Genomic DNA, 24,145 nt, shown 5'->3' on the forward strand with positions numbered 1-24,145 from the left:
TTCGTTACCCCGTCGCCTTGTCGAAGAAGGGCTGGAGTATGCCCGTCCATGCACAGCAGCACGGGGCATGTCTTCTTCCAGGGACTATTCCTGACCCAGACCATGGGCCTCGTTCCCCGGGATATGCGATGTATTGACGTCGCGTGTCTCCGACAGGCATGGGATAATCCTGTTCTGACTCCGCGCAAGGGATGCATATGGACACCATCAACAGTCTCTTTCTACTGACAGGCACCTTGATTGCCTTGAGTGTACTGGCGAGCCGCCTATCTGCCGTAGCAGGGGTGCCACTGCTGGTGCTGTTTCTCGTTCTTGGGATGCTGGCAGGCGAAGAAGGTGTACTGGGGATCAATTTCGATAATTACTCGTTGGCGTTCATTATCGGCCATCTTGCGTTGGCGATGATATTGCTTGATGGCGGTCTGCGCACGCGGCTGACCACTTTCCGCGTCGGGTTCCGGCCGGCCCTGGGGCTTGCCACCTTCGGTGTGTTCATTACCAGCGGTCTGGTCGGTATTCTTTCCATGTGGGTGTTCGATCTGACGTTGATGCAGGGCTTGCTGGTGGGTGCCATCGTCGGTTCCACCGATGCCGCTGCGGTATTCTCGATGCTCAGCGGAAGTGGCCTGAATCTCAACGAACGTGTGGCCGCCACCCTGGAAATCGAGTCAGGTACCAACGACCCCATGGCCATCTTCCTGACTCTGGTTCTGGTGGAAAGTCTGGTGGGAGGGGTGAGTTCTCCTCTGGCAATGCTGCTGTTGTTTGCCCAGCAGTTTGCGCTGGCCATCATCATCGGGCTTGGCGTTGGCTGGCTGATTGCCAGACTGTTGTCCTGGCTTGACCTGGCGCCAGGCTTGTACTCGTTGCTGGCTCTGGCATTGGGCATGTGTGTATTCGGCCTGACCAGTGCGCTCGGCGGAAGTGGTTTTCTGGCGATCTATCTTACTGGCTTGATGATCGGCAACCGGCCGGGTCGACATCTGAATTTCATCCTGCCAGTGCATGATGGCCTCGCCTGGCTGAGTCAGATTGGCCTGTTCCTGGTGCTGGGCCTGCTGGTCACTCCCAGTGCGCTGATTGATGTCATTCTGCCGGCATCAGTGGTGGCCCTTGCCTTGATCTTCGTTGCCCGTCCTCTGGCGGTGATACTGACGCTCAAGCCATTCTTCCGCTTCCGCTGGCGTGAGGTGATCTTCATCTCCTGGGTGGGGCTGCGTGGTGCGGTACCCATCGTATTGGCCATCTTTCCGGTGATTGGGGGAGTGGAAGATTCGCAGTTGTACTTCAATGTCGCTTTTGCCGTGGTGCTCCTTTCACTGTTGATTCAGGGCGGCACTCTTCCATGGATGGCCCGCCGTATGCGCGTCATGGTGCCCAGTACCATCGAGCCCAATCAAAGAGGCCCGCTAGGCGTGCTGCCGGAGAACGATTTCGAGATGTTCGTCTATCGGATCGAGAACCCTGACCTCGAGGATGTGCCGATTCGCTTAATGCGCTTTCCATCCGGCGCTCTGATCTCGGCACTGTTCCGCAAGCATGTCATGGTACATCCCAAGGGGAGCACTCGACTCAAGGTAGACGATGTGGTCTGTGTGATCGGCCGCAACGATGATCTGCCGGCTCTCAACCGGTTGTTTGATGGAGAGGCAAGGCTCAAGCAGCGTAAGGATTTCTTCGGCACCTTTACGCTGGATGGCGCGGCCAGCATGCGTGACGTTGCCGATGCCTACGGCCTGACACTCAGCCCGGCCGAGGCCGACCTCAGCCTGGGACACTTTCTGGCGTTGCGTGTTGGTGGTTACCCGGTGGTTGGTGATGACGTCGACTGGCACGGTATCCACTGGGTGGTCAATGCCATGGAAGGCAACCGTATCACTCATGTCGGCATCAGGCTTTATTGAGCCCCGATGCAAGGGCAGGGAGGTCAGCGGTGGAGGGTAGGCTGTGGTGAGATGGTTGGTGGTCGGTGCACTGGCATTGCTGTTGTCCGGTTGCGATGAGACACCCACCGGGCGTAATCGAATTGCCTGGATTCCCCAGGCAATGATGGCGGATATGGGCAACGAGACCTTCGAGCAGATGCGCCACACCATGCCGGTGGTGACTGACCCGGCCATCAAGCGACTGGCAGAGTGTGTCTCGGTGGAGCTGGTCGATGCGCTTGGTGAAAGCTGGCCGGAAGTCGATATACCGAATCACTGGGATGTAGTGGTCTTCGACAACCCCATGCCCAACGCCTTCGCCTTGCCCGGCGGACGAATCGGTATCAATAGCGGATTGCTGCAGGTTGCCCAGACACCCGACCAACTGGCTGCGGTGATTGGCCACGAGATTGGCCATGTGATTGCTCGCCATGGCAATGAGCGTCTCACTCAGCAGTTGGGTATCCAGGCGGTATTGATGGTGATCGGTCTGGCCAGTGACGGTGAAGTCAGCAGTGATGCGCTCATTCGGGCTCTGGGCCTGGGATCACAATTGGGGATAACCTTGCCGTTCAGTCGTGCCCACGAGGTCGAGGCGGATCGCATTGGCCTGCAATTGATGGCCCGGGCTGGTTTCAATCCCAAGCATAGTATCGAGCTGTGGCACAACATGATGGAGCTTGATGACCAGCAACCCTTCGAGCTGCTGTCGACTCATCCCCACCATGAGTCACGAATTGCTGTGCTTGAAGAGTCCATGCCAGAGGCTTCCGAGGTATTTTCCAGCGTGCCCAGAGCTGCCTGCTCGCCGCTGTGAGGCGTTCTGGTTGTCTTGTCTGCCGGGCTGAGCCTTCTGCCTTGTCAGGCGTGGCGTGATGCTGAATCATTGAGATGACACAACTTGTACGGATGACTGCCCATGTCGCTTGACCTGGTGGAACGTGCCCGACTCTTTGCCACTGCCGCTCATGCGGCTATCGATCAACGTCGCAAGTACGGTGGTGCTCCCTATATCGAGCATCCCGAGGCTGTGGCGCGACTCGTTGCTGAACATCAGGCCGATGAGGTGATGATGGCCGCCGCCTGGTTGCATGACGTTGTCGAGGATACTGCCGTCTCGCTGGAACTGGTACGCGAAGAGTTTGGTGAGAATGTGGCCGGGCTGGTCGATGCATTGAGTGACATGCAGACACCGGAAGAAGGCAATCGCGCCGCACGCAAGCAGCGGGCCGCACAACGCCTTTCTCTGGCTGACCCGCGGGCTCAGACCATCAAGTATGCCGATCTGATTCACAATACATCGAGTATTGTGCGCCACGATCGCGGCTTTGCACGTATCTACCTCGAGGAAAAGCGACATCTACTGGAGATCATGGATCAAGGTGACCCCGGGCTTCGTCAACGAGCCTTGCGTGTGTTGCAGGTGGCAGACGGAGAGTTGTCCAGTCGTGGTCGTCATGCTGGTGGCGAGCATGGCGAGAACCTGGACGATCCTCGCCAGGATTGAGTTGGCCTCGACTACCCCTTGATCAAACGAGCGCCAGGCGGGACTTGATAACGCAACTCGCCGCAGGGGCCGGGAGGCGGCTGTTGGCCAGCCGGGCGGTCGGGATACCAGATGCGGCACTCACCAGGCGGTGGCAGGTGGCCGCTGGGAACTCCCGAGTCGTAATGATAGTGGCGGTCGCGATCTCCGTATGGGTAACCTTCTCCATAGGTGACACAGCCGGTCAGCCCACCGACAAGGATCATGGTGCCGGCAAGGGTGAATAGCTTGTACATGGTTTGGCTCCTTTGATGGGGACGGAGATCCCTGGGTTCTGAGCGGTATCGTGTCACATGACGTGCCTTGTAACGTACTCGTATTGTGCCGCCCAGTGGCATTGCGACGATAGGCTCGACGAAAACAGGCTTCAGGGAGAAGATATGCTGGCGTTGCCCACCTTTGTGCTTGCTGCTGTGGCGGAAATCGGCGGTTGCTTCGCCTTCTGGGCCTGGCTGCGTCTGGGGCGTTCGCCGCTGTGGCTGATACCCGGCGTGATCAGCCTGGTACTGTTTGCCTGGCTGCTGACGCGGGTCGATGCTGACATGGCGGGACGTGCCTATGCTGCATATGGCGGCATCTATATCGGCACGTCCTTGATGTGGATGTGGCTGGTGGAGGGAAGCCGACCTGATCGCTGGGATGGCATTGGCGCCGCCATCTGCCTGGTCGGCGCCATGGTGATCCTGCTGGGGCCACGCGGAGCTTGAGGCTCAGGAGCCGGGGGAGAGCACACAGTCGAGACTGTAAAGCTCTACCTTCTCGTCGTTTTCCACGGCTTGCATGACGTCCATGATGCGGATGGTGCGGTTGTCCAACTGGCCGGAGCCATATTGTCTGGCCTGCTCACAGACGCTGCTCGCCAATGCCTCGCCCTGATCAGCCCGCTCGGCCTTGAGGCCGATGAATATCTCTCGATGATCTTCCGATACTGCGGCAGCCTGGATCTCCGGGTTGCCACGCAGTTCCTCGATCAGACCCTCGGCATCGAATACGCCGCTTTCTTCATTACTGCACCCGACCAGTGCCGTGGCGATACTGAGCGCAATCCATGGTCTCATCTGGTCATTCTCCCTTTTGATCGACTTCTGGTCGGTGGTGGGGTGGCTGGAAGGCTGATATGGGAGCATTGCTGATGCGTTTTCGCAAGATGCACTGTGTTGTGTATTCCATGCTGGCTGCTGTTCAAGGGCCGTTCCGGGGGAGCGATATGACAGCCTCTGTTGGTGGGTGCACACCTTGAAAACACTCATCGGGTATGCTCCTAACATATTGATCGAACAGAACTGTTGACCTTTGAAGAAAAACTGGTAAAGTACATCGCCGTGAGCCGGAGGGATGGCAGAGCGGTTGAATGCACCGGTCTTGAAAACCGGCAAGGGTTAATGCCCTTCCAGGGTTCGAATCCCTGTCCCTCCGCCACTTCGATTTCAGGGGATCAGTCAAATTGGCTGGTCCCCTTTTTCGTGGGCGTCAATTGGGTAGTCGATCAGTTCTGTCGGACAATTGTGCTATCTGTGCTCACTGATTCCTCGCCGGGCGAGCCCTCCTTCTCAGTGCATTGCACGGTTTCTGACATTCCTCGCGTTGTGCGGCAAGACGTCTAGTCGTCATCTGGCGACAGGTATGCTTTCAAGGCCGTCAGTGGCGGGGGCTGTGCAGGAACATCGCCAGTATTCCCCAGTCAATTCAAGCACGGAGAAAGTATCAATATCTGGCGGAAAGGAGTCATCCCATGTTGCGACATCCTACTCGTATCACTCTGTTGTTGTGCGCCATCCTGGCGTTGTACACGACCCCTGCACTGGCCTATGTCGGACCCGGGGCAGGACTTACCGCCATCGGTACCATGATTGCGGTCATTGCAGCCCTTGTACTGGCCGTTATCGGTTTTATCTGGTACCCACTGAAGCGCGTCATGCGACGCAAGCGCGCCGAGCGTGCGACCGACGATAGCCAGAAGCCCAGCGAATGATGGTGTGGTTAGCGCTCTTTGCCAGCCTTGTGGCCTTTATCGGCGTTCTCAAGGGGTTGGCAGCGCAATACCATGCAGTGAACGCCGTCAGGTTGGCGCAGGGTGCGCTGGCTGTCATTTCTGATCCGGAGCTCGATGATGAGGTCAAGGAGCGGCAGGTGCAGCGAGCCTCTGTGTCCTTGCTCAAGAGCTTCTTTATCCTGCTTGCCATTGGTGTTGCTGCCTGTGTCAGTGCCTATGTACTGGTTGCCGGCGGCAACCTGCTCGGCCTGTACGGTATGCAGGAGGTCTGGCAGGTCGCGACCAGCGCGGTATTTCTGGTGGTTTCCACGGTGGCGGCGGTGTTGCTGTGGATCCTGCTTTCCAGACGTCGTGGTGCCCGAGGCGGCGAAACGCAGGAGAACACGGAGAAGCGTGATGAAGTGCCATACTCGTCGATGGACAAGGCACTGCACCTCTATGCCTTTTCATCCTCGGCACAGTCCACTCTGGCTGGGCTGGAGAATCGCCTGTGGCGTAAACGCATCCAGACCACTCCCAATCGGCGTCCGGTATTCGTGACGTCGTTACCACGTGCAGGTACCACCATCCTGTTGGAGTTGCTGGCACGTCAGAATGAATTTGCATCGCCGACCTACCGGCATATGCCCTTTACCATGGCGCCGCTCTTGTGGGGGCGTTATTCCCGGCTGTTGCGCAAGTCCGGTGCCAAGGCCGAGCGGGCGCATGGCGACGGCATCGAGGTCGACTTCGAGAGTCCGGAAGCCTTCGAGGAAATGGTCTGGATGGCGTTCTGGAAGGACAGGTATACCGACCGGAATATCTCCCTCTGGGAGGCCGGGGATCGTCATGCGGAGTTCGAGTCCTTCCTCGATCAACATATGCGCAAGGTGATTATTGGCAAGCCCGGCGCCACCAGTTATGTCTCGAAGAACAATGCGAACATAGCACGCCTGCCATTGCTCAAGGCGCTGTATCCCGAGTCCCGCATACTGGTGCCTGTTCGTGAGCCGTTGGCCCAGGTCCAGTCACTGATGCGTCAGCATCAGCGCTTCAGCGATCTTCATCAGCGGGACCGCTTTGCACGCCAGTATATGGAAGGTATCGGACACTTCGAATTCGGGGCTGCTCTGCGGCCGATTGCCTTTGCTGGTGCGCCGACCAGCAGCGAGGGCGCCGAGCATGTCGATTACTGGCTGCGCTACTGGATCGCTGCATATGAGCATGTATTGACCCAGGCACCACGAGATACGGTATTCGTGGATCATGAAGCGCTCAGTCAGACACCGTCCCAACAACTCCCGCGGTTGGCCGAAGCTCTAGCGGTGGATGATCAGGCTGCCATCAGCGCCTGTAGCGATATGTTCCACGCTTCGCGCGAGGTTCGGACGCTGGCCGGGGCAACTCCCGAGCTGATCAGCCGAGCGAGAGAAGTCCATGCCGAGCTGCTGGAACGTACGCTCAAGGCATAGAGTTGACGACAAGGAATGCAATAGTGGCAAAGAAATCGATTGGCGAGCGTCTGGGGCCGGTGCTGTTCGTGGCATCGCTGGGTGTCATCACTCTGGTCTACGGTACAGTAGCCACCACGCGTGGCTGGTTCCCGGCCCCTCAGATCCAGCTGGCACAGCGTACTCTGATGGATATCTCGCATAACTGGAAAAACGACCTGGCCCTCGAGCCGACCCGCCATCTGGTGAAGCCGGGAGGCGGTGACGTTGCGACAGATCGTGGTCTTGAAGGCAAACCCAGCGGGACAACCAAGGAAGGGTATGTGCTGGTTGCAGGCCTCAACGAGGATCAGGACGAGGCTTTCCATTCCGTCCGCCTCTATGATGGCGAAGGCAATGAGGTACATCGTTGGCCCGTGCACTACGACTTGCTGGACGATGAGCACAAGCCGCAGAACGTCATGCTGCACGGCATGGAGGTGTTCGAGGACGGCTCTCTGGTGCTGACCTTTGATGCCGGTAACGCGATTGCGCGCATCGATGCCTGTGGCAAACCGATGTGGACCCGCAAGGGGAGTTTCCATCACTCGATCAGCCGTGATGGAGAAGGGCAACTGGTCACGCTGTTGGAGGAAGGCATCGCCTGGCTTGACGAGGATACTGGCGAGATTACCCACCAACTGGACATTGTCGAGGATCTTGCCGAATACCCGGGAGGTGATCAGCGAGCCACCTTCGATATCCGTACTCGCACTCCCGACAATACCGAGCAGGAAGTACGCTACCTGATGGACCCGTTCCATCCCAATGACGCGGAACCTCTGCGTGCCGAGATGGCTGACGCCTTCCCCATGTTCGACGCCGGAGATGTGTTGATCAGTCTGCGTGAGCTGAACCTGGTCGCGGTCATCGACCCACAGAGCGGTCGCATGAAGTGGCACCGCCATGGCCCCTGGTTCAAGCAACACGACCCAGACTTCGAACCGGATGGCACCATCAGTGTCTTTGACAATGCCACCGGTAGCGGCGCGACACGCATACTGAGTATCCGTCCCGGTGAAGACAACGTCGAAACGCTGTTCAGTGGTTCGGAGGAGCAGCCCTTCTACAGTTGGCGTCGCGGTAAGCACCAGTTGCTTGACGACGGCAATATATTGCTCACCGAGGCTGAAGGTGGTCGTGTCATGGAAGTCGACAGCAATGGCGAACTGGTCTGGCAGCGGCACATGGCGTGGGACGCCGAGAGCAATTTGATCATTACCGAGGCGCGCTTCGTCCCTGGTGATTTCTTCACCAATGGGGTGCCGAGCTGTTCTTCAAATTGACATTGATATGTAAGTGGGGAGCAACACGACTTGTAGTGAAGTCGTGTTGCCACGCAAGACGCAAAAGGAGGTGCCATTTCGCGCACAGACACTAACCTGCGAAAAAATATGCGATTATTTGGAAACGCTGTTCGATCCGCCTGGGGCGGGACTTGTGGGATATTTCCGAGATTGAAGTGTTGATGTCCTGAACGGCCAGTGTCTTGCGTCGGGAACCGAGGGGCGGCATTCTGTGTCTGATAGCTTGTCTACCAATAGGGAGCTCAGGATACATGGCCTATCAAGAGTCACATGTGAGTCATCAGGCGACGACGCAGGTTGCTGCAACGAACAAGGTTCTACGCAACACCTACGGTCTGCTGGCAATGACACTGGTGTTCTCTGCTATTGCCGCCGCTGCTGCCGTAGCAATGGGTGTTCAGCAGATGAACATTCTGGTGTTCTTCATCGGTGCATACGGTCTGATGTTCCTCGTGCACAAGACCGCCAACTCAGCCATGGGGCTGCTGGCAACTTTCGCCTTTACCGGTTTCATGGGCTTCACTCTGGGGCCGATTCTCAGCGCTTATCTTACCCTGGCCAATGGTCCGCAACTGATCATGACTGCGCTGGGTATGACGGGGCTGACCTTCTTCGGGCTTTCCGCCGTTGCGCTGATTACTCGCAAGGACTTCAGTTTCCTCGCCAACTTCATGATGGCGGGTGCCATCGTGCTGGTACTGGCTATGGTGGCTGCACTGATCTTCAACATCCCGACCCTGTCGCTGATGGTTTCGGCGGGCTTCGTGCTGTTCTCCTCTGCAGCGATTCTCTACCAGACCAGCGAAATCGTGCATCGTGCCGGTGAAACCAACTATATTCTCGCCACCATCACGCTGTACGTCTCGATCTACAATCTGTTTGTCAGCCTGTTGTCTCTGCTGGGTATTGTCAGCCAGGACTGATGCTGTTCTGATCAGCGGATTGTTGCCATTCGACAACAGAAGTTCCACTGACCCCGCCTGAAGGCGGGGTCAGTGCGTTGACAGGGTTCAGGAAGTTCCGGAAATACAGGATAATTCATGCGTTATGGCATCCTCCTGCTGGGCGCGCCCTACAGTAATCAGGCCGCACACAGCGCCTTGCGATTTGCCCGGACCATTATCGCCAGAGGGCATCAGCTCGACAGCGTGTTCTTCTATCATGAGGGCGTCCACAACGCCGCTCGCCTGGCGGCACCACCGCAGGATGAGCCACACCTGGTCGATGGCTGGGCCGAATTACAGCGAGAACATGGCGTAAAGCTCGATGTCTGCATTGCCGCGGCGCTGCGTCGAGGGCTGATGGATGAGGAGCAGGCCGGGCGTCACGGCAAGGAAGGACACAGCGTCGAGCGCCCCTTCGAGCTCACTGGGCTGGGGCAACTGGTGGATCTTGGCTTACGCTGTGATCGGCTGGTGACCTTCGCTCCGTGAACGTGAATAAAGCGAATGAAGGCATGAACGACAGCAACATCGCACACACCTCGATCACTCCCCCCTCGGCAACAGGCGAGTTGCTGGTGATTCTTGGCCATGCTCCCCATGGCTCCAGCCTGCTGCGGGAGGGGCTGGATATGGCACTGGTCGCTGCGGCATTCGGTCGGCGAGTGTCGCTGTTGTTCATGGGCCAGGGATGTTGGGCCCTTCAGCCGGGGCAGGGCGAAGGAGCCCTGGGGCAAAAGGGGACACAGAGCACACTCGAGATGCTCGAGATGTATGATATCGACAATATCATGGTCGAGGCCGAGAGCCTTGAGCGCCTGGGGCTCGAGAGTTCGGATCTCGTCTTGTCGGTCAGTGTTGTCGATGCCGCGAGCGTCCAGCAGGCGATCGCCTCTCACACGCTGGTGATGAATTTCTGAAGCAGGACAACTCATGCATTTGCATACCTTGAATCAGTCGCCGGCCCAGAGTCAGGTCTATCGCCAGGCACTGGCAGCGATGGCCGATGACGATTGTCTACTGCTGATAGAGGAGGCCGTGCAGGGAGCGCTGCCTCACCTGATCGGGCCGTTCGAGGGGCTTGCCGGGCGTCTTTATGTGCTCGAAGAGGACCTCGTGGCTCGCGGGCTGCTGGAGCGCTGCGACGACAATGCCAGAGTGGTGGATGTGGAGGGCTTTGTCTCGCTGACGGAACAGGCCGACAAGGTGCTCAGTTGGTATTGAGTGGGTATCAAGAGCCCTCGCATCCGCGTCTGTCACAGCGACATCCAGGAAGGTGATTGGCAATGATGGTCATGATGGCGGCAGTAACGAAAGAAGCGCACCCGATGGAAGAGAATCCCGATGGCTAGTACGGAAATCGCGCGATATCTTGAAGTCGGCCAGCAGCGAGTAGCGCTCGACCCTGAGGGCTACCTGGTCGACCTGACTCAATGGACGCCTGAAGTGGCCGAAGCCCTGGCCGTCGAGGACGGCCTGACACTGACATCCGACCATTGGGAGGTCATCGATGTGCTGCGCAACTTCTATCAGCGCTTCGAACAGGCTCCGGCCATGCGGCCTCTGGTCAAGGCCGTGGGTCAGCAACTGGGTGCTGACAAGGGCAGCTCGATCTTCTTGATGCGACTGTTCCCCGAAAGTCCGGCAAAGGTTGGTGCGCGTCTGGCCGGTTTGCCCAAGCCCACCAATTGTCTCTGACGCCGCTCGATGAATTTTCTGGCACATGCCGCGTTGGCTGATGGAGGCAGTGATGACTTCCTCTACGGCAACCTCGTTGCCGATGGAGTCAAGGGTCCCGATCTGAGCGACTGGCCTGTTGAGGTGGCCGCTGGTGTGCGCCATCACCGTCGTGTCGACGCTTTCGTCGATTCACACCCCGTTGTTCTGGCCGCTCGTCGCAGGGCTCCCCGGGAGCAGCGGCGCTATGCAGCCATCGCGCTGGATATTCTCTGGGATCACTTTCTACTGCAGGAACTGGAGGCACCGACGCGGGACCTCCTGATCCAGCGCTGCTATCGCGTGCTGGGTCGGGAGCAGGCGCCGGCACGTCTGGCTCGCATGATCCCGGCGCTGATCAGTGAGGACTGGCTGCATCGCTACCGTCAGCGGGACTTCACCTATCGCGCCATCGCCGGGATCGGTTCACGGCTGTCAGGTCCCAACCGTCTTGCCGAGTTGGTGCCCCATTTGCGTGCGGATCACCAGCACCTGTCGGAAGACTTCCAGGTCCTGTGGCAGGACGTCCGACAGGTGTTGGAAGTCGTTGATACACATTGAACCGTCATGCCTTGAGCCATAGACACTCGAGAAGGTCGCCCTGAGCCACCTGCGAGTGTGGAGGCACCACCGCCAGCGCATCCGCCCCCACGCAGGATGACAGTACTCCCGAGTTCTGATCGGTGAAGGCGTGGGCCTGAATCCCCTCGCGGGAGAAGTCCAGACGTACCCGCATATAGTGCTGGCGTGGCCCGGTCGAGGTGCCAAAGGTGCTGGTGGCCCATAACCGTGGCAACTCTGCCATGGCGGTACAGCCCTGCATTGCGCCAAGCAACGGACGAAGGAACAGCCAGGCACCAACGTAGCCGGATACGGGGTTGCCCGGCAGTCCCACGAAGCGAGTCAGTTGACCGTCGCCCCCCGGCAGCCGACCGAGTGCCAGAGGTTTGCCGGGGCGGATGGCCAGACGCCACAGATTCAGCTCGCCCAGGGCTTCCAGGGCCGCCTTGACATGATCTTCTTCTCCGACACTGACACCCCCGGTGGAGACGACGATATCCGCAGCCAGGGCGGCCTCACGTAAGCAGCGACGGGTATCCTCGGCGTTGTCGGGCACATGCTGGATATGGATGACATCGGCGCCGAAACCCTCCAGTAGTGCGACCAGCATGGGGCGGTTGGAATTGTATATCTGGCCCGATGCCAGTGGCTTGCCGGGCTCGATGATTTCATCACCGGTCGACAGCAATGCCACGCGCGGCTTGCATCGTACCTGTACCTTATCAATCCCTTGAGCGGCGAGGTGTCCCAGTGCAGCAGCGTCGAGACGCATCCCGGCGCCCAGCAATTGGCTACCTTGCGCCACATCGCGTCCACGGCGACGGACATTATCCCCTTCGGGAACATCCCCCGGCAGCGTCGCATGGCCGTCAGTGACACAGGCTTTCTCCTGCATGACCACACAGTCGGCGCCTTCGGGTAGAGCGCCGCCGGTAAAGATGCGAGCGCAAGTGCCGCGCTCGAGCGCCAGGGGTGAATCTCCGGCGGCAACACGGCCAATGATCGGCAGCGTATGCCCGGCATCGGAGTGATGCAGGGCGTAGCCATCCATGGCGCTGTTGTCGAAGGGAGGGACATCCATTGTCGCTTCGACGGCCTCAGCCAGTACCCGCCCTGTGGCTTCACCCAGCGCGACACTTTCACTGGCCAGGGGTACGACGTCATCGAGCAGCGCCTGCATGGCCTGCTCCACGGCGGCTAGAGGCGTAGATTCAGAAATCATGCTGGCCCCGCTCGGGAATCACCAGGTTGGCAAAATTGCAGGGCCTGTGCCGACTATCCAACTGCTCGGCGAGGATGCCGTTCCAGGCGGTGCGGCAGGATCCGGTGGAACCAGGCAGGCAGAAGACCACTGTGGCATTGGCCATTCCACCCAGGCAGCGGCTTTGTACCGTGGAGCTGCCGATCTCCGCGAAGGAGAGTTGACGAAACAGCTCGCCGAAGCCTTCGATACGCTTGTCGAGCAGTGCCGAAATCGCCTCGGGAGTGGAGTCGCGCCCGGTGAAGCCGGTACCGCCGGTGGTCAGAATGACCTGCACCTCCGGGTCGGCAATCCAGGCGCTCGTCACGGCACGAATACGGTAGATGTCATCCTCGACGATACGTTTGTCGGCGAGCTGATGGCCTGCCGTCGTCAGGCATTCGACCAGTGTCTGGCCGCTGCGGTCGGTGGCTTCGGTCCGGCTGTCGGAGACGGTCAATACCGCGATCTTCAGCGGAATCATGGCGTCAGCATTCATTGTCCATTCGACTCCTCGTGACGCTGGTCACGGGCCTTCTGACGGGCCTCCAGAGCGGCGAGTTGCTCAGGAGTTGCCTTGCCCTGATAAAGCGTCTTCCACTCGCTGTAGGGCATCCCGTAGACATATTCACGGGCAGCCTCGTAGTCGAGAGTTTCGCCACGCTCCTCAGCGGCGGCCACCAGCCACTTGGACAGACAGTTGCGACAGAAGTCGGCCAGAATCATCAGGTCGATATTCTGCACGTCCTTGTTGTCGTCCAGGTGGCGCAGTAGACGGCGAAAGGCTGCGGCTTCCAGTTCGGTGCGTGTGGTGTCATCAAGATGTTGCATGGTCGGCTCCGCTGTTCGATTACATTGGTTGCGGTCTACAAGCGCCGAAGAACTCGGCAGGGAACGGACTATTCGTTGCGTGTGCATACCGACAGGATGGTGGCATCCTCGTCGCTGACCGAGACCAGCGCATGGCCCATGTCGCTGTCGAAGTAGATACTGTCTCCAGTGGCCAGCGGCAGCGGCTCATAGAATTCTGAGTACAGTAGTACTTCACCGTCGAGGACCATCAGGAACTCTTCGCCATCATGGCGCACCCATTCGCTGAAGTCTTCGAAGCTGCGTGCCCGAACGATGGTCTTGAAGGGGATCATGCGTTTCTGCGCCAGCTCACAGCTGAGCAGCTCATGCTCGTAGGTAGGAGTGGGGTGCATTTGTCCATCACCGCGCCGAGTAAGGTCGCGACGCCCCATGGTCCGGCTCTGCTGACGAGGAGGAGACAGCAGTTGAGGGAGATCGATGCCCAGTCCATTGATCAGCTTCTGCACTGCGGTGAACGTTGGCGAGATCTGGTCGTTCTCGATCTTCGACAAGGTAGACCGGGCAAGCCCTGTCCGTTGGCTGACATCTTCCAGGGTCCACTGGTTGGCCAGGCGAATCTCCTTGACGCGGTCGCCGAGCCGGAGGGGCTCAACGAAGGCCTTGCGCCCGGAGGCAATCTTCATCGCCGCCTGTTGGTCGGTGCTTTGGGTCATTGTGATTCACGATAGGAAACAGATTTCCTCATAGGCTACCACAAGGATCTCTGAAAATGGCGACGTCGGATCAGCTTCGCGGCCATGCTGATGAAGCCGCAGTGGCTGACCATGTTTCCCCGGCCCGTGTTTCCCGGGGTCAGGAAACATCCCTGGTGTGTAATCAGGGCAGAGTCTGGCTATCCGGCCAGGGTTGGCCGAGCAGAGCTCGCAGGTGAGCTTCCACAGAGCCACCCAGCACCGCCAGGTTATAGCCTCCCTCAAGAACCGAGACCAGGCGGCCATTGGCATGACGCCCGGCAATCTCCAGTGCCTTGCAGGTGATCCAGTAGAAGTCCTGATCCTCGAGGCACAATTCACCCAGTGGATCTTCGCGATGTGCATCGAAGCCGGCCGAGACCAATACCAACTGCGGTCGAAATTCCTCCAGTGCCGGGATCCAGTGATGCTCGATGGCGTGACGGAAATCCGCGCTGCCGCTGCCGGCCGACAGTGGAGTATTGATCACATTGTCATAGTCTCCGTCCAGGTAACGCCAGGGGTAGAAGGATGACTGATAGCTGGTGCAGATCAGGATCTCCTTTTGCTGGCGGAAGATATCGATGGTGCCGTTGCACTGGTGAACATCGAAGTCGAGGATGGCAATACGTTCGATGCCATGCTCGGCACGCGCGTGGGCGGCGGCGACAGCAATGTTGTTGAACAGGCAGAATCCCATGGCCTGATTGGCTTCAGCATGATGCCCGGGAGGGCGAACCGCGCAGAAGACGTTGTCGGCCTTGCCGCCCATGACCTGATCTACGCCCTTGACCACGGCGCCTGCCGCGAGGCGAGCGGCACCAAGGCTGTCGGGATTCAGCAAGGTATCGTTATCGAGTGGCATGAAGCCGCTATCCGGTGACAGCTGTGTCAGCTTGCGGAAGTGCTCGGCCGAGTGTACGCGCAGCAGTTGCTCATCGGTGACTTCCCGTGCATCGGCCTGCATGGTCTGTTGCAACAGACCTGAACGCATCAACCTCGCGCGAATGGCATCCAGGCGCATGGGGCTCTCGGGGTGTTCGATGCCCATGTCGTGCAGACTGAAGGCCGGGTGCGTGAGATAGGCGGTGATCATTGTCGAGAGGGTTCCTGTGCGGGTAGGGGCCAGCAGACACTGCCTGTGCGCGGCAGTCGGCGGTGCCTCGAAACACGATAGGGGTAGGCCACATATCGCCATAGTGGCAAAAGGTAGCATGCGTAGCGCTTCGCTGGACCATGCGTCAGGCGATATTCGCGGCTATGATGGCGGTGGTTCCATGTCGTTATGGTATGTCTTTCTGGTCGAATGGATTCGGGAGAATCTCCTTGAGTACCCAGTTCCTGCGCCGGTTCTTCAACCCTTCATCGATTGCCGTGATCGGGGCCTCGGAAAAACCTGATTCGCTGGGCGGACAGGTGATCCGCAACCTGCAGGATGGAGGCTTTCGTGGCCGCATCTGGGCGGTCAATCCGAAGGGTTACGATGCTGTACTGGGCGTCGACTGTGTCAGCCGTCCTTCGCAGTTGCCGCAGGCACCCGATCTGGCGGTAATCTGCTCACCACTGGCGACCGTACCCAAGGTGCTGAGCCAGTTGGGTGAGCGGAAGGTTCGTGCGGCGCTGGTGCTGTCCGGTGGCAGTGATCTGGATGATCTGCGCAGCGGCTCCATCCGTCAGCGTCTGCTCAAGGTGGCTCGCAGTACCGGTATCCGGGTGCTGGGGCCTGAGTGTATGGGAATGATCGTGCCGGGAGCCCGGCTCAACGCCTCCTATTCGAGCCACAGTGTGCCCCGCGGCAAGGTCGCCTATCTGGGGCAGTCGGGTATGCTGGCCAACGCCATGATCGATTGGGCTACAGGCAAGGGCATCGGCTTCTCGCATCTGGTGACGGTGGGCGATAGTGTTGATGTCCTGCTTCCTGATCTGCTCGATTACATCAATCAGAGCACGCCGGCCCAGTCCATTCTGCTGCACCTTGAACGGGTGCAGGATGCCCAGCATCTGATGACCGCAGTGCGGGACGCTTCACGTAATCACCTGGTGCTGGCCATCAAGAGTGGTCGCACCCCAGCCTCGGACATGAGTGGGCTGCCACCGACGCCAGGTATTGCCAATCGTGATCAGGTCTTCGATGCCGCCTTTGCTCGCGCCGGCGTGGTGCGGGTCAATGACTCCGACGATCTGTTCGATGCGCTGGAAACCCTGTCGCGGATGAAGCCCCTGCGTGGCGACCGTCTGGCGATTGTTGCCAATGGGCTGGGGCCTGCGATGCTGGCCATCGACAAGCTGCTCAATGCCGGTGGGCGTCTCGCCGAGTTCACACCCGCCACACAGAAGGTGCTTCGCGATCAGGATCTGGATCTGAGCAAGCCCGGCGAAAACCCGGTAGACCTTGGTGGCAATGCGACGCCGGAACGTTTCGTCACAGCACTTGATGCTGTCGCCAATGACCCGGGTGTAGACGCGGTGCTGGTGGTGCATGCTCCTACGCGGTTGGCACCTTCTGCGCTGACGGCGGAGCGTCTGATCGAGCATCGTCGGGCCTTCAAGCGCAATCTGTTGACCAGTTGGATGGGGTTCGAGCAGGCTGCAGGGGCACGCAAGTTATGTCATGACGCTGGAATTCCGACCTATCTCTCTCCGGAAAAGGCGGTCAAGGCCTTCATGCACATGGTCGACTACCAGCGTGTGCAGGCGCTGCTCCAGGAAACACCGCCGAGCCTACCGTTCACCACTACCGCTGCCAGTCGCGAAGCGTCACATCGCCTGATTCAGCAGGCACTGGAGGAAGGGCGTGAGAGCCTGCTTCATTCGGAGACCAGCCAAGTGCTGGAGGCCTATGGACTGCCGGTGGCGGCTGGTCGTTATGTACGGACTGCCGAAGAGGCGCGCCAGGTTTCGGCCGAGCTGCAGGGACCCTTTGCACTGAAGGTGGTGCATGATGGCAACTGTCGTCCGTTCCGCTATCGTCAGCATCCTCACAAGATATCGGCAGGGCTGCTGCAGGATCTTGTCGACCCTGAACAGGTGGCCACGGGGCTCGAGCGTCTCGCTGATCGTGTGGCCGAGAAGTTTCCCGGCTTCACCATCGCTGAGTACTGTCTGCAACCCATGCAGCGTGGCAAGCACTCGATGCAGTTGTGCGCGGGCATTACTCGTGACCCGGTGTTCGGACCGGTGATTGTCTTCGGCATCGGCGGATACAAGGTCAATATTCTGGCCGACCGTCAGGTGGCGTTGCCACCACTCAACATGAGCCTTGCTGCCGATATGATCGGCCGTACCCATGCGGTGCGATTGATCCGTGCCCACTCCAGCGATCCCGAACGTGACGAACAGCACCTGTGTCGTCTACTGGTCACGCTATCGCAGGTTGCCACGGACCTGCCGCGTCTCAGGGGGCTGGAAATCAATCCTCTGCTGCTCAATCGTGATGGCATGTTGGCTGTCGATTTCGCGCTGGATCTCGGCCCTCCGGCGCGCTTTGCCATCATGCCCTATCCAGAAGAACTGCGAGAGTGGGTTCAACTGAGCAATGGTTGGGATGTCGAGGTTCGGCCGATTCGCGCCGAGGACGCGCCGTTGATCACGGCCTTTCACCGCAGGCTATCCGAGCAGAGCATTCGCTTTCGCTATTTTCACAACAAGGCGGATCTCAGCCAGCGAGATCTCTCGACCCTGGCGCATATCAACTATGACCGTCAGATGGCCTTCATCGCCGAGCGATTGCGCGAGGATGGTGACAAGGAAATGTTGGGGGTCGTGCGAGTGTGGAATGATCCGGACAATATCCGTACCGAGTTCTCGATCATCATCCGCGATGACCTTCAGGGACTGGGTATCGGCAAGCTGTTGATGAGCAAGATGATCGGCTACTGTCGGCGGGTGGGCACCCTGGAGATGTACGGCAAGATCATGGTCGATAATCATCCCATGCGAGCTCTGATCAAGCACCTCGGGTTTCGTCAGAAATTCAATATGGAAGAACAGGTGGTCGACGCGGTGCTGCGTCTCAACGAACCCGAGAGTGACTGGCAGCGTCATCGTCTCGAACGACCGCCGGAGTAGGAGGGCTGGCTACTGGTTGGTTATCCCGGCTCTGGTGAGCTCATGCAACCACTCTGGTGCCTGGCGTTCGATAAGACTGCGGGCGGTATCTTCGGACATATGCAGTGATTCCACGGCATGCTCCAGACTGGACTGATGATGATAGCTCAAAGTCTGGAGAGCTTCGCCAAGTGCTGTTGCAATAACGCGTTCACCGTACTCGTCGCAGGCGATGTTCCATGCGGCCTGAGGAATGGGTCCCCACTTGTTGCGCATCATGCAGAGATCCAGAATGTCCTTGATATGGTTGCGATATCTGTCGGCATTGGCGGTCAACTTTGTTGCAAAGCACCCTTCCTGATTGACGCAGGGGATGGGGAATAGGCCCTGCTCCATGTCGGGAAGCAACTGATCATTGGCAAAGTTGATGATTTCGAGCTTGATGGGGCGGTGGGGGCCATCAAGGAGTGTGCGAATGGCATCGCGGTCCGCGCGAATCTCCCTCTCCCGATATAGGCGCACTGTATGTCCGGGGCGAAGTAACGGGCCGAGACTGGTGTTGGTCACGGCCTGGCGAGCAGCTCGATAGGCGGAGCGACCGATACAGAACAGGTCGATATCAACAGACTCTCTAAACTCGTCGAGTTCAAGCGCAATACGTGTGCCTCCGCCGAAGAGGATATGATTCTGGCGGAGAAAATCGGCATCGAATTGTGTGAGAATCTCACCGATGGCCTGATGGTGGAGGCGAGTGAACATCATGCCACGAGCATATGGCCATGACCGTAGACCCGAACGAGCCTGTCGATCAGTGCTCGTTCCCTGTCTCCCAGTTGGTCCTGTGCCACGAAACGCCACCTTTCTTCATAAAGGCGAAAGGCAACCTGCGGATCAACACGATCCTCGGCCCGATCCCAGAGAATGGCATCGAGTTCAGGATAGTCGTGTCGATTGATCAACGCTGTGTGCATGGAGACAACCAGTGGTCAGGAGGCTTGAGCCTGTTACAGGCCTGAGAATAGTCTGTAGCCGGTGCATCGTCAAAAATGCCCTGATAATGAGATGTTACTGCAAACTATGACAGCTCGCGCTCGACAAGGTTCCGCTCAGGACAAGGTAACGCAATCACCGCCAGCCATATGATCGGGACTGGCGGTGGTTGTTGCATAGGCTGGGTGATCAGGGGGCGAGACGCACGACCTCCCAATTGCGATCGCGCAATTGATAACGCACGCGATCATGCAGACGGCTGGGCTGACCCTGCCAGAATTCGATCATCTCGGGTTTGACCCGGTAACCGCCCCAGTGCACAGGGCGCGGAATTTCCTGGCCCTCATAGGCCTGCTCGAAGCGTTGCTGTCGCTCTTCGATCCAGTTGCGGTCGGGAATGACCACACTCTGGGTGGCAATCCACGCGCCCAACTGGCTACCTCGCGGACGGCTGGCAAAGTACTCGTCGGACTCGGCCTCGGAGACCTGCTCGACACTCCCTTCGATCCTTACCTGACGCGCCAGTTGCGGCCACCAGAAGGTCAGCGCCGCCTGAGGCACATTGGCCAGCTCACTGCCCTTGTGGCTGTTGTAGTTGGTGAAGAACACCATGCCTCGCTGGTCGAAGCCCTTGAGCAGTACCACCCGCGCATGGGGAAAGCCCTGGCTGTCGACGGTGGCCAGAGTCATGGCATTGGCATCATCCGGATCGGTGGCCCGGGCCAGTGCAAACCACTCATCGAACATCGTCAGTGGGTCTGCTGGGACCCGGGACTCGTCGAGGCTGCCGCCTTCATAGTCGCGCCTGATGTCAGCGATATCTCGGGTCATGTGGTTCTCCGTCTGGTTCGATGGGGTTGATGGTTGACTTGATAGTGATTGAGTCGATGCCGATGCGGTCAACAACCGGGATCAACAGCATAGTTGACGCAGATGACCGGGGGGAAAGAAGGCAGCATTCAGTCCACTCGGTGATCCGGGGCACGCATCTGACGCGAACGAAAGCGGGCGTAGCCCATACAGCCGGTGAACAGCGCCAACGACACCAGGGCTTCGAGAATGCCTCGCCAACCCTGGCCGGGTAGCGTGGCCACCATCACGCCCTGGGCAAAATACAGCAGACTGACGAAGGCCAGCCAGGCGTGACCGCGGGGGCGGCGAACCAGAATCGACGGAAGGAACAGCACCAGTGGCAGCACAAACGCTATCAGTGGTCCAAAGCGTGCATTGCTGGAGTCGATGGCCAGCCCACGATAGACCATCAACAACATCAGTAGACTGAAGCTGATCAATACCAATCGCCGTGACTGATGAACCAGATTGTCGAGTCCCTTGCGGCGTTCGAAATCCTCGAGCCAGGCCCTCATCCTCGAGACTCCCGCATGCTTTCCAGCGCCAGCGTCAGGCGTGCCAGGCGAATACCCTGAGCGGTCGCCAGTTCGCTTTCATCGCCATCGACCGGCCGGTCGCTTCGTGTGCCGGCCAGATGGCTCACTCCATAAGGGGTGCCGCCGCCCTGAGTGCGCGTCAGAGCGGTTTCGCTGTAGGGCAGCCCGGCATAGACCATGCCATGGTGCAGCATGGGCAGCAGCATCGATACCAGAGTTGTTTCCTGACCACCGTGCAGGCTGGATGTGGAGGTGAAGGCAGTGGCAGGCTTGTCGATCAAGGCACCGTTCAGCCATAGTTCGCTGGTTGAGTCGATGAAGTGCTTGAGAGGCGCCGCCATATTGCCGAAACGCGTCGGGCTGCCCAGCGCCAGGCCGCTGGCGTTACGCAGGTCGTCCAGGCTGGCGTAGACCGCGCCTTCGGCAGGCACCTCCGGGTCGACGGCCTCGCAGGTCGGTGAGACCGGCGGGACAGTGCGGAGTCGAGCGTCAACCCCGCCAACGGAAGTGATGCCGGCGGCAATCCTCTCCGCCAGCGCACGTGTGGCGCCCTGGCGGGAATAATAGAGCACCAGAATATAGGGGCGGCGGTCAGACATTGAGATTCCTTGAGTCCGTGAAAGTAGTGTCCGTGAAAGACGTGCCCATGCTGGAAGGCAGGGAGACGGAAAGGAGAGGGCCTGTCAGTCAGGTTCTCTCGAGACAACCGGTCTTCAACCATGGGCTTCAGCGGATTGCTTCAGGCGTCCAGCAGCGATTGGATATTCTCGGGCGGTCGGCCGATGACAGCCCTCTGTCCGTCGTCGGCAATCGGACGCTGCATGATACGTGGGTGCGCGACGATGGCATCGATGACCTGGTCGACATTGTGGCTGTCGGCTCCCAGTGTCTTCCACTCGGTCTCGCTGCTGCGCACCAGTTGACTGATATCGCCCTCGAGTCGTGATGCCAGCGCGCGCAGCTCTTCTCCATTCAACGGCTCATCCAGATAACGTCTTACCTGAACCTCGGCACCAGCCGCCTCGAGCAGTGCCAGAGCTTCACGTGATTTGGAGCAGCGTGGGTTGTGGAGAAGAATGATGGGCTTCATGAGGGGTTCCTGAATATCGTCTATACAGCGTTATTCTAGGGCCCGCACCTGGCCATAACAACAGTCCATGACAACAGGCAACGACAGTCGTTAACAACAAGCCAGGGACTTGTGGTGGGAGTCTGCTCATTCAGGATGAGCGGCAGGATCAATCCTGGTCGGAAAGCCGCTGGTATAGCCAGACTTGCTGCCCGTCCTGCAACTTGACGGGAACCCTGCGATAGCGCACGCCGAGACGTTCATAGCGATCCAGTTCCAGGAGGGTCTCGCGGTCAACGCTCAGCAGTTCACCTTCCACCTGGTGGCCGGGTGCCGTATCGACATCAAGGCCATCGCGACGGTAGTCCTCGAGCACCGCAGGAGTCGACTCCAGGTAGTCGGTGGTCACCAGCCATCTCACCACCGGGGAGCGCAATGTTCCATAGACGAAGACCTGGTGGGGGCCGGCGCCGACCTCAGGCAGGTCGGCAGGAGGGTCATAGCCGAGCGGGCTGCGCCAGACCAGCCATGCCCCGCCGACCGTCAGGCACAGGAGCAGCAGAACAATCAGACTGATACGGGTCAGCATCCGGTATCGGGTAGTCATGAGGTATGGCCCTGTTGTCGACGCCATTGGCCGGGTGAGCCACCTTCATGGCGTGACCAGAGCCGTCGTAGCTGACGATCGTCCCCCAGACCGACACGTGCGGCAATGTCTCCCAGGCCCAGGGACGTCTCGCTCATGAGTTGTCGGGCGAGATGAAGCCGGAGAGCCGCCAGGTAATCCCCCGGCGACATCCCTGTCAGAGCCTGGAAACGTCGTCTCAAGTGACGTTCACTCAGTGCCGCCTGTTCTGCCATGCACGGCAGCGTCCATTGCTGCTGCGGAGCAAGAGCCAACTGATCCTGAAGACGGTGTATACGGGCATCGACGTGGTTTCTGCCGCGCAGCCAGATGCCGAGCTGTGGCTCATGACCGCTGCGACGCAGATACAACACCATATCCCGCGCCACGGAGAGGGCCAGTTGATGACCTCCGTGGAGTGTAAGCCAATGTAACATGGTGTCAATGCCGGTCGAGATGCCTGCGCTGGTCAGAAAGCGACCGTCATCGGTGAAGATGCAGTCCTCCTGCACGCGCGCGGCGGGTGCGAGCTGCTTGAGGCGTTCGAGCAACTCATGATGGCTGGTGCAGCGTCGGCCATCAAGCAACCCCGCTTCGGCCAGTAACAGGGTGCCGGAGCAAACCGACATGATGGTGTTGGCTTGATGGCCAATAGACCTCAGCCACTCCAGGGCCTGGCGTTGTACTCCGGCCTCGATGGTGTCGCGATACTGGCCGGGGATCACCAGCAGCTCGAGATCCGAGACGTCCTCCGGGAGTGGTTTGATACCATGGAGCTGCAGAGGCCCCATCCACTCCAGGCTGGCCTGTGGGCCAAAGTAGTCAATGTGATAACGACCGCTGAGGCGGGCTGCACAGTGCAGAACCTGCCAGGGGCCGACAAGGTCAAGGGGTACCAGACCCGGCAGCATCAGCACGCCGATGCGGCTGATGGGGCCTTGCCTGGCCGTCGGGTCGGGCATGATATCTCCTGATTCAGGTGCTCAAGTCGGCCCGCGACTCGTCTTCCAGCGTTGCCACGTCAACGATACGTGCGAAGCGTTGTTCCAGCACCAGCTCCGTACGCGCTCTTATGGTCTCGGCACTCCACTCGGCACTTCTCTCAGTTCCCGCGCGGGACATGGGGAATGTCAGGGTCGCTTCACTGACGAAATCCACCACAAAACCAAGATCCGAGGCCACTCGGGTGGTTGTCTCGCAGCACTGCTCCGTGCGAATGCCACTGATCCATAGCCTGGTGATGCGCCGCTGGTGCAGCCAGGTTTCCAGCCCGGTGCCGGTGAAGGCATTGTGCACCGTCTTGTAGAAGGTTGTCTCCGCTGGATCATCGAACCCGTCAAGCGGACGAATCAGGCCATTGGCAGGATCAAAGGGTGTGCCGCTGTCAGGCTCGGTGTGAAAGATCCGCACCAGAGGGATCTGACGGTCTTGAGCGAGATCGATCAAGCGGCGTTGTGCCCGTTCCCAGTGGGCTGTCGCTGCAGGATCCCAGTAATCTCGTTGAGTGAAGGATTGCTGCACATCAATGAGCAGTAGTGCGGTGTTCATACGGTGTCCCTCGTCATGGAATCCGGCGATGAGCCTGGAATGTCCTTGCAGGATAAGCCGCCCTGGGCCCGCTCTGCAGGGGCAGCCGGGACAATGTGCGGACATTATCGGACATACGGTCATTGGGTATCCCATCATCGGAAGTACATGGGAGACTTTCATCAATCTGTAGCTGTGGGAGTGGCTCAGCACAGCTGCAGGTAGACATGGTGGATTGCCAGGCCAGGCTTCAGTGG

Annotated in this window: 30 protein-coding genes and 1 tRNA gene; 15 read left to right on the forward strand and 16 right to left on the reverse strand. The window is 59.1% G+C overall.

The genetic code is table 11. From position 1 onward, the window contains the following. Positions 1 to 197: 197 nt before the first annotated feature. From BUE38_RS15940 to BUE38_RS15950, 3 genes are all read left to right on the forward strand, one after another. Entirely contained in the window at positions 198 to 1,904 is a 1,707-nt protein-coding gene (locus tag BUE38_RS15940; RefSeq protein ID WP_073436234.1) for a potassium/proton antiporter, read from the forward strand. A 43-nt stretch (positions 1,905 to 1,947) separates the two neighbouring features. After that, positions 1,948 to 2,742 carry a M48 family metallopeptidase gene (locus BUE38_RS15945; protein ID WP_234987066.1) on the forward strand — a complete coding sequence of 265 codons (795 nt, stop codon included), beginning with the start codon at positions 1,948 to 1,950 and terminating at the stop codon, positions 2,740 to 2,742. 102 nt (positions 2,743 to 2,844) lie between these two features. Beyond that, the gene (locus BUE38_RS15950; RefSeq protein WP_073436235.1) at positions 2,845 to 3,432 is read left to right on the forward strand and encodes an HD domain-containing protein; all 588 of its coding nucleotides are present in this window, start codon (positions 2,845 to 2,847) and stop codon (positions 3,430 to 3,432) included. 11 nt (positions 3,433 to 3,443) lie between these two features. On the opposite strand, the gene BUE38_RS15955 is transcribed toward BUE38_RS15950, so the two are convergent. After that, positions 3,444 to 3,707 carry a hypothetical protein gene (locus BUE38_RS15955; protein ID WP_073436236.1) on the reverse strand — a complete coding sequence of 88 codons (264 nt, stop codon included), beginning with the start codon at positions 3,705 to 3,707 and terminating at the stop codon, positions 3,444 to 3,446. 144 nt (positions 3,708 to 3,851) lie between these two features. On the opposite strand from BUE38_RS15955, the gene BUE38_RS15960 reads away from it, so the two are divergent. After that, on the forward strand, positions 3,852 to 4,178 hold the full coding sequence (locus BUE38_RS15960; RefSeq protein WP_073436237.1) for a YnfA family protein: 327 nt from the start codon (positions 3,852 to 3,854) through the stop codon (positions 4,176 to 4,178). A gap of 3 nt (positions 4,179 to 4,181) precedes the next feature. Here the strand turns inward: BUE38_RS15960 and BUE38_RS15965 are convergent, their stop codons facing one another. Next, positions 4,182 to 4,529, reverse strand: a complete 348-nt coding sequence (locus BUE38_RS15965) for a hypothetical protein (RefSeq protein ID WP_073436238.1) — start codon at positions 4,527 to 4,529, stop codon at positions 4,182 to 4,184. Between the two features lie 271 nt (positions 4,530 to 4,800). On the opposite strand from BUE38_RS15965, the gene BUE38_RS15970 reads away from it, so the two are divergent. The 10 genes from BUE38_RS15970 to BUE38_RS16015 all read left to right on the forward strand — a co-directional run bounded on the left by BUE38_RS15970 (position 4,801) and on the right by BUE38_RS16015 (position 11,458). Then, positions 4,801 to 4,890 (forward strand) — tRNA-Ser (locus BUE38_RS15970). Between the two features lie 313 nt (positions 4,891 to 5,203). Continuing rightward, complete coding sequence (locus BUE38_RS15975) at positions 5,204 to 5,443, forward strand: hypothetical protein (protein ID WP_073436239.1); 240 nt, start codon at positions 5,204 to 5,206, stop codon at positions 5,441 to 5,443. After that, positions 5,440 to 6,915, forward strand: coding sequence for a sulfotransferase (locus tag BUE38_RS15980; protein WP_073436240.1), 1,476 nt, complete (start codon positions 5,440 to 5,442; stop codon positions 6,913 to 6,915). Before BUE38_RS15975 ends, BUE38_RS15980 begins: the two co-directional genes overlap by 4 nt. 23 nt (positions 6,916 to 6,938) lie before the next feature. Next, positions 6,939 to 8,219: an arylsulfotransferase family protein gene (locus BUE38_RS15985; RefSeq protein ID WP_073436241.1), complete on the forward strand. Its 1,281-nt coding sequence runs from the start codon at positions 6,939 to 6,941 to the stop codon at positions 8,217 to 8,219. 272 nt (positions 8,220 to 8,491) lie between these two features. Continuing rightward, the gene (locus tag BUE38_RS15990; protein ID WP_073436242.1) at positions 8,492 to 9,163 is read left to right on the forward strand and encodes a Bax inhibitor-1/YccA family protein; all 672 of its coding nucleotides are present in this window, start codon (positions 8,492 to 8,494) and stop codon (positions 9,161 to 9,163) included. 117 nt (positions 9,164 to 9,280) lie between these two features. Then, entirely contained in the window at positions 9,281 to 9,673 is a 393-nt protein-coding gene (gene tusD, locus BUE38_RS15995; protein WP_073436243.1) for a sulfurtransferase complex subunit TusD, read from the forward strand. 23 nt (positions 9,674 to 9,696) lie between these two features. Next, positions 9,697 to 10,101: a sulfurtransferase complex subunit TusC gene (gene tusC / locus BUE38_RS16000; protein ID WP_073436244.1), complete on the forward strand. Its 405-nt coding sequence runs from the start codon at positions 9,697 to 9,699 to the stop codon at positions 10,099 to 10,101. A 13-nt stretch (positions 10,102 to 10,114) separates the two neighbouring features. Further along, a complete protein-coding gene (gene tusB / locus BUE38_RS16005) occupies positions 10,115 to 10,405 on the forward strand; it encodes a sulfurtransferase complex subunit TusB (protein WP_073436245.1) in 291 nt (96 codons plus the stop codon). A gap of 120 nt (positions 10,406 to 10,525) precedes the next feature. Continuing rightward, the gene (locus BUE38_RS16010) at positions 10,526 to 10,879 is read left to right on the forward strand and encodes a TusE/DsrC/DsvC family sulfur relay protein (RefSeq protein ID WP_073436246.1); all 354 of its coding nucleotides are present in this window, start codon (positions 10,526 to 10,528) and stop codon (positions 10,877 to 10,879) included. Positions 10,880 to 10,888: 9 nt separating this feature from the next. Next, the gene (locus BUE38_RS16015) at positions 10,889 to 11,458 is read left to right on the forward strand and encodes an acyl carrier protein phosphodiesterase (protein ID WP_073436247.1); all 570 of its coding nucleotides are present in this window, start codon (positions 10,889 to 10,891) and stop codon (positions 11,456 to 11,458) included. A gap of 4 nt (positions 11,459 to 11,462) precedes the next feature. Here the strand turns inward: BUE38_RS16015 and BUE38_RS16020 are convergent, their stop codons facing one another. The 5 genes from BUE38_RS16020 to BUE38_RS16040 all read right to left on the reverse strand — a co-directional run bounded on the left by BUE38_RS16020 (position 11,463) and on the right by BUE38_RS16040 (position 15,338). Then, complete coding sequence (locus BUE38_RS16020) at positions 11,463 to 12,680, reverse strand: molybdopterin molybdotransferase MoeA (protein WP_073436248.1); 1,218 nt, start codon at positions 12,678 to 12,680, stop codon at positions 11,463 to 11,465. After that, entirely contained in the window at positions 12,670 to 13,197 is a 528-nt protein-coding gene (gene moaB, locus BUE38_RS16025; RefSeq protein WP_073436249.1) for a molybdenum cofactor biosynthesis protein B, read from the reverse strand. Before moaB ends, BUE38_RS16020 begins: the two co-directional genes overlap by 11 nt. Beyond that, positions 13,194 to 13,529, reverse strand: coding sequence for a DUF1244 domain-containing protein (locus tag BUE38_RS16030; protein WP_073436250.1), 336 nt, complete (start codon positions 13,527 to 13,529; stop codon positions 13,194 to 13,196). Before BUE38_RS16030 ends, moaB begins: the two co-directional genes overlap by 4 nt. A 68-nt stretch (positions 13,530 to 13,597) precedes the next feature. Then, on the reverse strand, positions 13,598 to 14,224 hold the full coding sequence (locus BUE38_RS16035; RefSeq protein WP_073436251.1) for a helix-turn-helix domain-containing protein: 627 nt from the start codon (positions 14,222 to 14,224) through the stop codon (positions 13,598 to 13,600). Positions 14,225 to 14,387: 163 nt separating this feature from the next. After that, positions 14,388 to 15,338, reverse strand: a complete 951-nt coding sequence (locus tag BUE38_RS16040) for a histone deacetylase family protein (protein ID WP_073436252.1) — start codon at positions 15,336 to 15,338, stop codon at positions 14,388 to 14,390. Positions 15,339 to 15,568: 230 nt separating this feature from the next. Between BUE38_RS16040 and BUE38_RS16045 the strand changes: the two genes are divergently transcribed. After that, positions 15,569 to 18,310, forward strand: coding sequence for a bifunctional acetate--CoA ligase family protein/GNAT family N-acetyltransferase (locus tag BUE38_RS16045; protein WP_073436253.1), 2,742 nt, complete (start codon positions 15,569 to 15,571; stop codon positions 18,308 to 18,310). Between the two features lie 9 nt (positions 18,311 to 18,319). Here BUE38_RS16045 and BUE38_RS16050 read toward each other — a convergent pair whose 3' ends face one another. From BUE38_RS16050 to BUE38_RS16090, 9 genes are all read right to left on the reverse strand, one after another. Then, positions 18,320 to 19,051, reverse strand: coding sequence for a nucleotidyl transferase AbiEii/AbiGii toxin family protein (locus tag BUE38_RS16050; RefSeq protein ID WP_073436254.1), 732 nt, complete (start codon positions 19,049 to 19,051; stop codon positions 18,320 to 18,322). Continuing rightward, positions 19,048 to 19,260: a hypothetical protein gene (locus BUE38_RS16055; RefSeq protein WP_073436255.1), complete on the reverse strand. Its 213-nt coding sequence runs from the start codon at positions 19,258 to 19,260 to the stop codon at positions 19,048 to 19,050. Before BUE38_RS16055 ends, BUE38_RS16050 begins: the two co-directional genes overlap by 4 nt. Before the next feature lie 208 nt (positions 19,261 to 19,468). Next, a complete protein-coding gene (gene pdxH / locus BUE38_RS16060; protein ID WP_073436256.1) occupies positions 19,469 to 20,110 on the reverse strand; it encodes a pyridoxamine 5'-phosphate oxidase in 642 nt (213 codons plus the stop codon). Between the two features lie 128 nt (positions 20,111 to 20,238). Further along, a complete protein-coding gene (locus tag BUE38_RS16065; protein WP_073436257.1) occupies positions 20,239 to 20,646 on the reverse strand; it encodes a DUF2069 domain-containing protein in 408 nt (135 codons plus the stop codon). Continuing rightward, positions 20,643 to 21,266 carry an NAD(P)H:quinone oxidoreductase gene (gene wrbA / locus BUE38_RS16070; RefSeq protein ID WP_073436258.1) on the reverse strand — a complete coding sequence of 208 codons (624 nt, stop codon included), beginning with the start codon at positions 21,264 to 21,266 and terminating at the stop codon, positions 20,643 to 20,645. The genes BUE38_RS16065 and wrbA overlap by 4 nt, the downstream gene beginning before the upstream one ends. Before the next feature lie 140 nt (positions 21,267 to 21,406). Beyond that, positions 21,407 to 21,757 (reverse strand): ArsC/Spx/MgsR family protein, encoded by a 351-nt coding sequence (locus BUE38_RS16075; protein WP_073436259.1) that lies wholly within the window; start codon positions 21,755 to 21,757, stop codon positions 21,407 to 21,409. Between the two features lie 148 nt (positions 21,758 to 21,905). Continuing rightward, entirely contained in the window at positions 21,906 to 22,343 is a 438-nt protein-coding gene (locus BUE38_RS16080; RefSeq protein ID WP_159438902.1) for a gamma-glutamylcyclotransferase family protein, read from the reverse strand. Further along, on the reverse strand, positions 22,340 to 23,323 hold the full coding sequence (locus tag BUE38_RS16085) for a GlxA family transcriptional regulator (protein WP_073436261.1): 984 nt from the start codon (positions 23,321 to 23,323) through the stop codon (positions 22,340 to 22,342). The genes BUE38_RS16080 and BUE38_RS16085 overlap by 4 nt, the downstream gene beginning before the upstream one ends. A gap of 13 nt (positions 23,324 to 23,336) precedes the next feature. Next, positions 23,337 to 23,909, reverse strand: a complete 573-nt coding sequence (locus BUE38_RS16090) for an isochorismatase family protein (protein ID WP_073436262.1) — start codon at positions 23,907 to 23,909, stop codon at positions 23,337 to 23,339. Positions 23,910 to 24,145: the final 236 nt, after the last annotated feature.

Origin of the sequence: Halomonas cupida, assembly GCF_900142755.1 — a bacterium.
GTDB classification, from domain to species: domain Bacteria; phylum Pseudomonadota; class Gammaproteobacteria; order Pseudomonadales; family Halomonadaceae; genus Halomonas; species Halomonas cupida.